Source organism: Paracoccus methylarcula (assembly GCF_003007735.2).
GTDB lineage: Bacteria > Pseudomonadota > Alphaproteobacteria > Rhodobacterales > Rhodobacteraceae > Paracoccus > Paracoccus methylarcula.
The window spans coordinates 402,475-413,599 of the sequence record NZ_PXNQ02000003.1; the positions used below are offsets into that span (position 1 = coordinate 402,475).

General features: G+C 64.5%; 12 protein-coding genes. All 12 read right to left on the reverse strand.

Going from position 1 to position 11,125, the window contains the following annotated elements; translation table 11 throughout:
• Positions 1-64 precede the first annotated feature (64 nt).
• Entirely contained in the window at positions 65-433 is a 369-nt protein-coding gene (locus A7A09_RS07350; RefSeq protein WP_106690739.1) for a hypothetical protein, read from the reverse strand.
• 2 nt (positions 434-435) lie between these two features.
• Entirely contained in the window at positions 436-855 is a 420-nt protein-coding gene (locus A7A09_RS07355) for a phage tail tube protein (RefSeq protein WP_148043624.1), read from the reverse strand.
• Positions 856-952: 97 nt separating this feature from the next.
• Positions 953-1,372 carry a hypothetical protein gene (locus tag A7A09_RS07360; RefSeq protein WP_106690741.1) on the reverse strand — a complete coding sequence of 140 codons (420 nt, stop codon included), beginning with the start codon at positions 1,370-1,372 and terminating at the stop codon, positions 953-955.
• Positions 1,369-1,704: a head-tail joining protein gene (locus A7A09_RS07365; protein ID WP_106690742.1), complete on the reverse strand. Its 336-nt coding sequence runs from the start codon at positions 1,702-1,704 to the stop codon at positions 1,369-1,371. Before A7A09_RS07365 ends, A7A09_RS07360 begins: the two co-directional genes overlap by 4 nt.
• Positions 1,704-2,048, reverse strand: a complete 345-nt coding sequence (locus A7A09_RS07370) for a DUF2190 family protein (protein ID WP_106690743.1) — start codon at positions 2,046-2,048, stop codon at positions 1,704-1,706. Before A7A09_RS07370 ends, A7A09_RS07365 begins: the two co-directional genes overlap by 1 nt.
• Before the next feature lie 77 nt (positions 2,049-2,125).
• Positions 2,126-4,321 carry a head maturation protease, ClpP-related gene (locus A7A09_RS07375; protein WP_106690744.1) on the reverse strand — a complete coding sequence of 732 codons (2,196 nt, stop codon included), beginning with the start codon at positions 4,319-4,321 and terminating at the stop codon, positions 2,126-2,128.
• A complete protein-coding gene (locus A7A09_RS07380) occupies positions 4,305-5,780 on the reverse strand; it encodes a phage portal protein (RefSeq protein ID WP_106690745.1) in 1,476 nt (491 codons plus the stop codon). The genes A7A09_RS07375 and A7A09_RS07380 overlap by 17 nt, the downstream gene beginning before the upstream one ends.
• On the reverse strand, positions 5,780-5,980 hold the full coding sequence (locus tag A7A09_RS07385) for a phage head-tail joining protein (protein WP_106690746.1): 201 nt from the start codon (positions 5,978-5,980) through the stop codon (positions 5,780-5,782). The genes A7A09_RS07380 and A7A09_RS07385 overlap by 1 nt, the downstream gene beginning before the upstream one ends.
• Complete coding sequence (locus A7A09_RS07390; protein ID WP_106690747.1) at positions 5,980-8,148, reverse strand: terminase gpA endonuclease subunit; 2,169 nt, start codon at positions 8,146-8,148, stop codon at positions 5,980-5,982. Before A7A09_RS07390 ends, A7A09_RS07385 begins: the two co-directional genes overlap by 1 nt.
• Entirely contained in the window at positions 8,148-8,816 is a 669-nt protein-coding gene (locus A7A09_RS07395; RefSeq protein ID WP_106690748.1) for a DUF1441 family protein, read from the reverse strand. Before A7A09_RS07395 ends, A7A09_RS07390 begins: the two co-directional genes overlap by 1 nt.
• Before the next feature lie 124 nt (positions 8,817-8,940).
• Positions 8,941-9,654: a hypothetical protein gene (locus tag A7A09_RS07400; RefSeq protein ID WP_245999204.1), complete on the reverse strand. Its 714-nt coding sequence runs from the start codon at positions 9,652-9,654 to the stop codon at positions 8,941-8,943.
• A 141-nt stretch (positions 9,655-9,795) separates the two neighbouring features.
• Positions 9,796-11,125 (reverse strand): calcium-binding protein (locus tag A7A09_RS07405; protein ID WP_148043625.1); only part of this gene is annotated, 1,330 nt, incomplete at its 5' end.

Sequence of the window (11,125 nt, forward strand, 5' to 3'; positions counted from 1 at the left end):
ATCCGCCAGAAGCGATCTGGATCGAGACCGAGCGAGAGCCAGCCGGTATAGAGATCGGCGAGGTTCAGCGCCTCGCCCGGGGCTTTCCCGCGGATTTACCGCGCGCCGCACCGGTTTTCTCTGCCACCTGCGGCTCCGGGAAGGCGGCTTCCAGCAGACGGGCCACGATCCCCTGATCTGCCGAGACGAGATCGTCGGCCAGGTCATCGGCCTCCTCGGAATCCATCCGCATGCCCTTCTGCAATGCGATCGACACCGCATCGACCAGGATTCCGAAGTTCAGGAGTTGATCCTCGCCGCGGTTTTCATCCAGCAACCCACCAATGCTGGGCCCATGCTGGTTCTGCAGCCTGCCCAACCCGGCCATGCTCAACCGCAAGGTGAGTTCGCGGCCGTCATGGGTGATATGCAATGCGCCCGTGATATCCGCCATGATCAGGGCCCCGCCACAATCTGGGCCGAGAGGCGGAAGGTTGCCTCGGCGGTCATCTTGTCATCGACCGGCGCGCTGCGAGCATAGCCTTTCAGGAAGGCCCAATATTGCTCGGGAGCGGACCCTTCTCCGGGCGTGATCTCGAGAATGATCTCCTCGCCCGTCGACTTGATGTCGAGCAGCAGGACATCGGTCACCGAGCCGGGGATGTAGTTCATCGGCACCGTGACCTCGCCGCCATCGATCAGCCCGGCGATGAACTGCCGCCGCCGGCCGGGAGATTTCATATGGGTGATATCGACCTCGTCGACCTGCTCGTCAGGCAGGGTGATATCGCCCACCAGTTCGATTTCCGTCCAGGTCGGGGTGGCGCCTTGGCCGATGCGTACGGTCGAGCCGTAGCCGATCATTCCATCAGGCATGGTTTCGTTCTCCTCTATGCGGGATGTTTCAGGAAAGGCTGACGGAAGTGAATTTTGATCTCCAAAATTCGCGCCGCATCAGCGTAAAATAAAAAGTCTACAGACTGGCAACCGGCCGCCAGGATTGCAGCCGGAAGCCCATGACCAGCGTACCGACGAAGGCATAGCCCTGGCTGTTGGTGACGATGCTGGTCTCTTCGAGCACGCAGCGCAGATCCGGCCTGCGCAGGGCCGCGATGATGATCGCCTCGATAAGCGCGCTGTCCTCGTCGAGCATGTCCTCGATCTCGTCGCCGCCCGCGCGGCGCAGCGCGACCTGCATCAGCGTGCGCCGCGTGGTGGTTTTCTGCGTATCGGCCTCGCAGGGCTCCTGCGGGGTCAGCACGCCCAGCACCGGCAGCGTGGCGTCATCCACGCTGCCGGGCCAGATCTTGAAGATGGTGACATCGGCGAAGCGCGGATGCGCCGCCAGCGCCGCCCGGGCCGTCGCGCGATATTCAGAGCGGTAATGGCTCATGGCGCGGCTTCCAGATCGAAATGCAACTCGCAGATGACATGCGCGTCCAGGCTGGGCGAGCCGTTGCTGTGCACGGTCCGGACCCGGAACCGCCGGCTATCCGGGACGGTGATATGATCGCCGCGCTTGAGTTCCGGGACGAGATCCCGGCGCACCCGCCATGTCGGCGCCTCGATCAGCACCTCGTTGCCATCGGCGCCGGGGATCTCGATCGGCGACTCGCGGAAGATCGACTGGATATCCCGCGAGATGCCATCCTGGGGCAGATAGGTGACCGGGTCACCGAAGACATCGGCAAGGATCCCGGTCATGCCGTCAAAGGCGGAGGTCATCAGGCTGCGGCAAGTCGGATCGTGCCGTCGAGCAACACGACGCCAATGGCAGAGGGATTTGCCGCATCTTCCACGGCGGCCCCGACAAGCTGATTGCCCGTTGCAACGGAAGTCAAGCTCTTCGCGGTATCATCCCAGTAAACGGGATCGCCGGCAGACCAGGCCTCAGCCGAGACCTTTGGCAGATTGAACACGCCACGGCGGACCAATACGACGGCGTCTCCGACCGCAGCATCGCCCTGCGCCACGCCAAAGATCGACCCGACCAGCACGCCATCGCCCGAGGTAACAGCGGCCGCCATCGTCAGGGTGAGGTTCTCACCCGGTTGAATGTAATTCTTCATCTCGCTTCCTCATCAGAAAAGGGTGAACGACGAAGGGCGACTGACGCCGCCCTGTCGTCAGTGATATTGGATGCCGTTTACTGGCCCGGATTCTTGTAGGTGCCGCGGAACTCGACCGCAGCGGCGCCGAAGATATGGCGGGCATTCATGACCACCGCGTCCGGGTTCATGCCCTCGATGGTCTGGACCGTGGGCGCATTGTAGCCTTCGAGATAGGCGTGCGCGATCGGCGGCAGATCGCTGGAGACCAGGTACCAGGCGGTATCGGAGCCCCCGGCCGCCGCGCCGAGATTGGCCACCACGCTCGGCTGCAGCGAGGATTTATACGGGTTCACATCGCCATCCTTGTTGGGCGTGACCGTGGTGGCGAATTGCAGCGCCACCAGTTCCAGTGCCGGCGGCACGATCAGCCGATCGGGTTCGACCTGCATGAAATCGTCCTTGTCGGTCGATCCGAAGACCCGCTGTTCCCACATCGACTTGCGGGCCTTGGCGACATTGGCCGGGTTGATGACGCCAGCCGTGCCGAGATTGTTGTGATCGGCATGGAACAGCGCCTTGCCGTCCGATTTGAGCTTGGCATTGTTGCGGATCAGCGACCAGACCATGGCGCTTTCCATGGTGCGCGCGGCCATGGCGAACTCGGTCGGGATGCGCTGGAAGGCGCCCATGTCGTCATTCACCACCGCCTCGAAGGTCAGCTTGATGGTGCGCCCCCGGCGCTCGACCTTCAGGCCCTCGGCCTCGTCGGCCAGGGTGGCGGATTGATATTCGCCGTTTTCCTTGACCGGCTTCAGCGAGAAATCCCCGCCGAAGCGGACCGAATGCAATTCCCGGAAATCCGTGGCCGTCAGCGGCGTGCCGGTGACCATCTGCCAGGAGGCGTTGCGGCGCTGATAGGCCGCGAGCAGGGATCGGTTCATCACCTCGGTGGTGACATAGGCAAAATCGCTGATCCCGTGCGCGCCGCCCATCATGGTGGTGGCACGCATGCCGCGCCGGATGGTCTCGGCATCGTTATAACCCCGGCCGGGCCCCGCGAGCTCCATGGCGAGATGGCGCAGGCGCATGCCCCGGAATTGTTCCGCAGGTCCCTCGGCCTGCCCCATCAGGGCTCCGATCATCCCCTCCATCCGGGTCTCGGATTCATCGCGGGTGATCACGCTGCGTGGATTGGCGGAACGGCCCGGGGCTTCCGAGGCGGCCAGCATGGTCAGGACCTGCGCACTGGCGGCGTCAGCACTGACGCCCGTGTCGATCAGTTCATCGACCTGCGCCTGCATCAACCGGCCCGAGGTCACGAAACTGGCCGTCATCTCGCGGATGCCGCGCACGCGGCTCCGCTCGCCCGCCAGGATATCCTCGGCCGAGGGCGCCTGCAGGCGCGTGGGCTCCGCCGGTTGCGGCGCGGGCGCCGGGGCCGGAGTTCCGGCCGGGGCCTGCATCGTGGCGGTACCCGCGGGCGGCGTGCCACTCGTTGCCGGATCGGCGGCCGGGGGATTGGCCGGTGTCCCGGCGGTCTTCGCTTTGTCAGCCATGATGGCCTCCTTCTGGTTGTCTTGCTCTCTGGTGGTGGATGGGCGATCGCGCTGGCTGCCGCGGTCACCGGATCGATGATCGGCCATGCGCATCAGCAGGCGTTCGCGGCCGCGCATATACAGCTCCTGCGCCTGGTCCTTCGTGCGGACCTCGGTCAGCATCGTGGTCTGGGGCGCCGCGGCCTCGCCCTCGTCCAGGACCCTGTCGGCGAAGCCCGTATCGATGGCGGGTTGCGGGCCCAGCCAGGTCTCGGCCCTCATGATCGCCCGGGCCTTGTCCGGGCTGATGCCCGCGGCCGCCGCATAGACCGAGGCATAGGTGCTGGAGACGACGCCCAGCATCTCGGCATGGCGCCTGGCCTCATCCTCGGTCCCGAAAAACGCCCCCGACGGATCATGGATCATCAGATGGGAGCCGGCCGACATCAGGCGCTCATCGCCGGCCATGAAGATCAGCGAGGCCGCCGAAGCGGCCAGCCCCTCGACGATGATGCGGCAGCCGCCGGGGTGACCGGCCAGGATGGTCCGGATCTGCTCGCCGGCATCGGCATGACCGCCCGGGGAATTGATCCGCACGGTCACGCGGCCCTCGCCGAGCTCGGCAAGCGCCCGGCGCACCATGGCGGGGCAGAAATAGATATCCTCCTGCCACATCCAGCCCGCCCAGGAATCGTCGATGACATCCCCGCTGAGGATCAGTTCACCGTTGAAGATCAGATCACTGCCCGAGTTCATGCGCGTTTTCCTTTTCTGCTGCGGGGATCTCTGCGATCGGCGTCGCAGGTTCCGGTCTGATGGGGGCAGCCAAGGGCAGCCCGGCCGCCTTGTCGGCCTCGAGGTCCTGCCGGCGTTCCTCGCGGATACGTTCGGGATCGCGGCCGAGTTCACGCTGCACGCCCTGGCGGCTGTTCAGCCCGGTCTCGACCTCCTCGGCCATGGCGCGGATTTCCTTGGTCGGATCGACAAGGATGCGCCGCGGCGGCGTCCAGTCCAGAGTGAAGTCCAGCCTGCCAAGATTGGCCACACGCAGCCCCTCGCGGAACCAGCGTTCCATGCCGGCACCGAACTGGGCGATCATCAACCCGCGCTGCCACATGCGCACCAGCCGGTCCATCTCGTTGCGGCCCAAGCGCCCCGAGGAGAAGTTCACCTTCTCCAGGTCGACGGCGAGCGATTCATAGGTGACGCCGATCCCGGCCGCGATGGCCCGCAGCCCCTGTTTCATGAACTCCGAATAGCCCTCGACCCTGGGCGGATCGACCACCACGGCATCGGCATCGGGGGGCAGCTCGACCACCGCGCCGGGGGACAGCTCGTCGAGCCCGGCTCCCGGCTTGGCGGGGCGCTGCGCGCCCGGCGCCCATTTGACCAGGATCGCCAACAGGGCCGAGATGCGCTGCTTGAGGATCTGTGCCTCCTGGTAATCCGACAGTTCGCCAAGCGTCATCATCACCGGCGCCAGCCAGGGCACCCCGCGCAGCTGGCCGGGCCGGTCGAAGCGGCGCAGATGGATCACATCGGACCAATGCACCCGTGTTGAGGCCAAGGCCTTGCGGCTGCGCACCGCGCCCGGATGCTCGTTATAGATATGATAGGCCTCGATCGCGCCGGTCGGCCCGTATTCGACGCCCTCGATGACCAGGTTGTCGCCCCAGCTCTGCCGCGTGACATCGAGGCAATCCACCTCGACCAGCTCGACCTGGTAGGGGAGCGTGAGACCGGCGCCGAAAGGCCCGTTGCGCCAGCGCCGCCGCAGCAGCACCTCGCCATCGGAAAACACCGCCGACATGCAAATCTGCTGCATCTCGAAGAGATCGTATTCGCCGATCGCATCGATATCACTGCTCAGCAGGTGCCGTTTGATCAGCGCCTCGATCTTCTCCTTGCCGGCAGCATCCGTGCTGCGCACCGAGGGCATGATCCCCTCGCCGACCACGTTGGAGACCACCACGTCGCGGGCCCGCGCCGCATAGGCGCGGTTGCGGATCATGTCGCGGCTGAGATGGCGCAGCCGGGCGCGCGAGCCATAGGCCGCGGCATCGGCCGCCGTCGCGGGCGCCTTCCAGCCATAGCTTCGCCGGCCCCAGGAGGCGGCGTCATAGTTCATCACCACCGCAGCCTGGGCGCGGGCCGTGGCCCGTTTGAGCCCGGCGGCGGGTGAGACCATGGCGATGGCGCGATCGAGCAGGTTCATCACAGACCCCGCGTCGTCAGCGGATAGCTGATCCGGGCCCGGTTCTCAGTGCCGGAAATCTCCGCCTTCATATAGGCGATGATCTCCTTCAACTCGGCCACGGATCGGAAGCTGAGCTTCTCTCCCGCCACCTCGGCGCTGGTCACGCCCTTGGCGAACAGGGATTGAACCCGGGCCACATCGGCTTGCGTAAACGCCATCAGCGCCTCCTGAGATAATTGATCTGGCGCGGCAGATCGGCCTGCGCCGGTTCATCCGTGTCGCGCGCCTCCTCGACCTGGTCGAGCGGCACCAGGTGCGGATTGAGATTGCCGGCCACGCACCAGGCGGGCGGGGCCTCCCAGTTCACCCGGTTGAGACCGAGATGCTCGGACAGTGCCAAGGCCTGCACCGAATGATCGAGGCTTTCATTGCGTTGGACGCCCTTTCTGAGTTCCCAGCCCTTGTCGGTCCGCTGCTCGGCGAGATGCTCGGCAATATGCTCGGCCTCCATCCAACCGGGGATATGCTGGGCCCCGATCGGGGTATCGAGGCGGCCAAGCGCGGCGGCGACGGAATCCTTGAGCCGATCGACGGCCATGTTCAGCAGCTTGATGCCGCGCGCCTTCTTGCCGCCCGAGGCCCGTTCCGGGGCTTCATGCCAGACGCGATCGCGCTGGTTGAAGCCCGGCCGGCCGATCGACAGGAAGAAGCGATGGCCCATGCCCTTGCGAGCCTGCTTGCGCCAGAACTTCTCGGCATTGTCCGACCAGCCCTTCGGCCCGTTGAAATCGATCACGACAGCGACCGGCCTCAAGCCCCAGCTCTCGCCCTCGACCGGGTAGATACGTTCTGCCAACTCGGCCAGCACTGCCGCATCCTCGGCGTAACGGCCGGGATCGATGGCGCGATACTTGCCGTCATCACCCTTGGCGCTCGGTGCATCATCGGGCGGCTGATGGATTGCGAAGCGCTCGAGCGCAACCCGCTCACCCTCGGCGCCCCAGGCCATCACCATGACCTCGAAGCGATTGCCCTGCACATCAACCATCACAGTGACGAAGCGGGCCCAGCCCGGGGCAATGCCTTTCGGGATCGGCAGGGCGTGATCGCGCAGGGTCTCGGCGGTGAGCGCGTCCTCGCCCTCCTCCCTGGGGCGGCGATAGGGGATGCCGATCTCGGTATAATGCACCCCCTTCAGATCGAGATCGTCGCCGGAGATCTCCAGGCTGCGCCGGGCGGTCTCGTAGCGCTCGACCAATCCGGACCAGGACGCGAAGGCGGCCGCCGCGCCATTCAGGGCATAGCTGGCGAAGGGCACGTTGCGGATTGCCGCGTCATCGATCCGGACCAGGTCGCGCCGGCCGGTGGCCTCATCGACATGACGGCCCTCATGAAGCCAGCCGCCATGATGCACCAGGGCGCGGCGGTTCAGCTCCGCCTTGTGCCGATGCGGCAGCACCGAGCCGCAATGCGGACAGACCATCGCCGCCATGTCGCCGGCCTCGCCCGGATCGAGATCGGGATTGTAATCCAGCCGGTCGAAGCGCGGCTCGAAGAGCCCGGCGCAATCCGGGCATTCCCAATACCAGCGCCCCCGCGTGCCCTCGTTATAGAGATTGACGATCCCGCCGGTGGTGGCGGGCAGCAGATGCGGCTCCAGCGGGCTGGCCTCGCGGGCGGTCTCCTCGTCGACCGGGAAAGCCGGGGTGCTTTCCACGAAGACGCAGCCCCGGCTCAGGAAGGTCCGGATCCGCTGCAGCGCCATGCCGAAGGGCGAGGCTTCGGGCGCATCCTTCGGCCCCAGCCTTTGCGGCATGTGATCGTAATCGGTCAGCAGCACCAGGCGCTGCGAGCGCGAGGAGAGCTGGTTGGGCACCGGGTAGCCGATCGCCAGCCGCATGCCCTTGAAGCGCTTGCGGCTGAAAGTGCTGTCCTCGCGCGCACGGCCGAGCCGTTCATGCAGCGCCGGGCTGTTCGTGATCGCCGGATCGAGCTTTTCCTCGACCCAGGCATCGGCATCGGTCTTGGTCATATGGATCAGCTGCACCGGGCCCGGCGCACAGGTGACCGCATGGGCGGCGACCGAGAGCAGCATCTGGCTCTTGCCGCTTTGCGACGGGCCGGTGAAGATCACCGCCTTGAAGCGGCGCGACTGCGAGATATCCTGCGGCTCGACCGTATAGGGCGCGACGCCGCGATCATAGGCGCTCCAGCGCCCGGCGACCGGCACACGCAGGAAGCGTTCGCCCGCATCGGTGACGGTGATCCGGCTCGGCGGATCGAGCAGCGGCAGCGCATCGGCCACCAGTTCCTCGGGCGTCACGAAGGGCGGCAAGGGCGGGATCCGGCTCAGCTGGCCGAGGCCCCGGTCGAGCATATCGACCATCAGCCGAGATCCAGCTCCGGCGGCGGACCGGACATCGGCACCACCGCGCCGCCCTGGCTCACCCGGCCCTCGACCTGGCGCCGGACCTCGAGGCGCAGCTCGTCACAATAGCTCTGCAGCTGCGCCACCTGCGGGGCGGACAGCCCGAAGTTCATCTCCGCGAAATCCGGCAGGTTGTCCATCGCCGCGCCGAAGGTCACGATCATGTCCTCGATCAGCGCCCGCATGCGATCGGCGCGCAGCAGATCGCCGCGTTGTTCGGCCACCCGGTTGCGGTGATATTCCGCCTCGGACCATTTGCGCAGATCGTCAGCGGTCAGAGCCGCTTCATCCTCGGCCTGGTCATCGTCCAGGTTGCGGAAGGCCAGAGCCGCCTGCGCCGCCAGTTGGTCCCCTCGCTGCTTGGCCGCCCGGGCGCGATCGTCACGGGCCTGCCGCCAGGCCCAGCAATGGGCGAGCCGGAACTCGTAGGCGACGCCGTTCTGGCCGGAGGACAGGGCCGGCATGCCCTTGGCGATCCAATCCGTGATGGTGTTCGCAGACACGCCGAAGGCGGTGGCGAGCTGCGCCCGGGTCAGCGGTGAGCCGTCATCCGTCACGCCATCCGGCAACGGGTAACGCGCGACGTCGAGCACGCTCCCGTCGGCAAGGGTGATGGTCTGTGACATGGGTTTCCTCAAGAAGAACAACAACAAGGACAACAACAACCCCGCGCCGGAATTGCTGGCCCAAATGCGATGCGGTGCGAATTACCCCCGTGTGGATCATGGCCGGGAAGGACCCGCGCCGGTCTCAGCCTCGACTGGCCGACCGCTCGATCATCTTCGCGATGGTGCGCTGCAGATGCACCGGCAACCGGCGGGCCGAGACCTCCTCGGCCCCGTCGAAGAAGCCGAGCCGCTCGCGATATTCCGGCACGGCCGTGGTGAAATGCAGCAGTTTCCGGATCGAGCCATCCGGATTGCGTTTCCAGATGCCCGGTGACAGGCGCGAGCTTGCGGCAGGCACGAAATAACCGGCGCGGCGGCGTTTGCGGGTGCCGCCTGTTGCGGCGACGGCCTGTTCCTGTCTCGAAGTGGCGGCCAGCGCCTGGTTGCGCTCACCAGGAGACCAGTTGCCATAGGCATTGAGCTTGGCCCCGGCCGCCGGAACCGCCGCGCTGATCCGGCCATCATGCCCCAAGCGCGATGATAGCAGGGCCTCCAGCCCGGTCTGGCCGCGCGGCCCGCCGAATTCCTCCACCTTCAGGTAATGGCGTCGCCCGACCGAGGGCCGTTCCAACACCTTCGCTTCCAGCTGCGACGGCTTGGCCCGCCAGACCATGAAGGCATTCCTCGTGAACCGCGTCGGGCGGTCAAACACCTGGTCCATCCGCCCCTGCACATGCGCAAGCACGTCATCCGCCGTGTCGTTCAGCGCCCAGACCGCCGCCATCTTCGCATCGCGATCCGCAAGGCGGCGCAGGTTCGCCTGCAACGCGCGATCATCGAGGGAGAGTGTGGGCATGGGCATCTCCTGAAACAAAGAGGCCCCGCACGTTGGCGGGGCTGTTCGTTGTGATACACGCATAGAAGAGTGCAGTCATTGCACTAATCTTCGTGTGATTTCACTCTGATTTACAGCAATGTGGTCTTGCCGCAGTATTTATCAGAATATGAAATCGTAAGCGCTATAGTCTTTTGCATAGCCAATATCATCGATATCGACCCCCAGCAGGGTGATCGAATTATCACCATAGGTGATCACCGCATTGCCGTTGACGCTTTCGAGATGGTTATTCATCAAATCCCTGAAGTTCTCGATCTCCTTGACCGCCCGTAAGTCAATATCCTCACCATTATGTCGATTGAAATCGCGAATCACGTCATCGCCGTCGTTTGGCTTGAAGACAAACAAGTCCTTGCCAGCGCCGCCTGTTAATGTGTCATTTCCGTTCTCGCCAAAGAGCCTGTCATCATCGACGCCCCCGGAAATCTTGTCATGCCCGTAACCACCCAGCAATCTGTCTTCACCAGACTGACCGAAGAGCATGTCAGCGCCTCCACCACCCGACAATGTGTCATTGCCGCTCTCACCAAAGAGCCTGTCGTCGTTGTCGTCACCGGAAATCTTGTCGTGCCCGTAACCACCCAGCAACCTGTCTTCGCCATCCTTACCGAAAATCAGATCCGCGCCGCCACCGCCTTTTATTATGTTCGCGGATTGATCCCCGACAAGCCTATCGTTGTAGGAACTACCGAAAAGGTTTTCGAAATCACGGATACTATCACCACTTGCGTGCCCACCCGATACAGCGTCAGTCCCCAGATTCACACTTACACCACTATTGCTTGTCACATATGACAGGGTATCGATCCCGCCGCCTCCATGTAGCAGATCGCTCCCTGCACCACCTTCGAGAATATCTGCGCCGTAATCGCCTCGCAACGTATCGGCTCCGCTGCCGCCCTTGATCACGTCGCTTCCGGCGAGGCCTCTGATGTCGTTATTCGCACCATCGCCAATCAGGCGATCATTCTTACTACTACCGACCAGATTCTCGATACTCGTAAGCTCATCGCCCTCGGCATGGCCTCCAACTGCCGACCCCGTGCCGAGATCAATCTTCACGGCGCTGCCACTTTGGGCGTAGGATGCCACGTCACGACCAGAACCACCGTCCAATTCATCTGCTCCGGCCCTGCCGATCAGCGTATCACTGCCGTCCCCGCCATAGACCACGTCTCGATCGCTGGACCCGGTATAGCGGTCATTGCCGCCGCCCAGGGAGATGCCATTGTAATATCCCGCAAAGTCGGAAATACCGCTGAAATCGAAGATATCCGCACCCGAGGTGCCAGAGATGGTATCGCCGCTCTGGAAGTAAAGTGCTTCGATGCCGCTTACATTGGCGCTGGTCAGCCGATAGTTCGAGACGGCGATATCACCATAGACGATGATCTCGTCATAACCTGTCCCGCCGTTGAAGACGTCATGA

What these genes read in the sequence shown, in the direction of transcription:
- A7A09_RS07350 (WP_106690739.1), bottom strand. Translation starts at nt 433, where the DNA reads ATGGCGGATATCACGGGCGCATTGCATATCACCCATGACGGCCGCGAA.
- A7A09_RS07355 (WP_148043624.1), bottom strand. Translation starts at nt 855, where the DNA reads ATGCCTGATGGAATGATCGGCTACGGCTCGACCGTACGCATCGGCCAA.
- A7A09_RS07360 (WP_106690741.1), bottom strand. Translation starts at nt 1,372, where the DNA reads ATGAGCCATTACCGCTCTGAATATCGCGCGACGGCCCGGGCGGCGCTG.
- A7A09_RS07365 (WP_106690742.1), bottom strand. Translation starts at nt 1,704, where the DNA reads ATGACCTCCGCCTTTGACGGCATGACCGGGATCCTTGCCGATGTCTTC.
- A7A09_RS07370 (WP_106690743.1), bottom strand. Translation starts at nt 2,048, where the DNA reads ATGAAGAATTACATTCAACCGGGTGAGAACCTCACCCTGACGATGGCG.
- A7A09_RS07375 (WP_106690744.1), bottom strand. Translation starts at nt 4,321, where the DNA reads ATGAACTCGGGCAGTGATCTGATCTTCAACGGTGAACTGATCCTCAGC.
- A7A09_RS07380 (WP_106690745.1), bottom strand. Translation starts at nt 5,780, where the DNA reads ATGAACCTGCTCGATCGCGCCATCGCCATGGTCTCACCCGCCGCCGGG.
- A7A09_RS07385 (WP_106690746.1), bottom strand. Translation starts at nt 5,980, where the DNA reads ATGGCGTTTACGCAAGCCGATGTGGCCCGGGTTCAATCCCTGTTCGCC.
- A7A09_RS07390 (WP_106690747.1), bottom strand. Translation starts at nt 8,148, where the DNA reads ATGGTCGATATGCTCGACCGGGGCCTCGGCCAGCTGAGCCGGATCCCG.
- A7A09_RS07395 (WP_106690748.1), bottom strand. Translation starts at nt 8,816, where the DNA reads ATGTCACAGACCATCACCCTTGCCGACGGGAGCGTGCTCGACGTCGCG.
- A7A09_RS07400 (WP_245999204.1), bottom strand. Translation starts at nt 9,654, where the DNA reads ATGCCCACACTCTCCCTCGATGATCGCGCGTTGCAGGCGAACCTGCGC.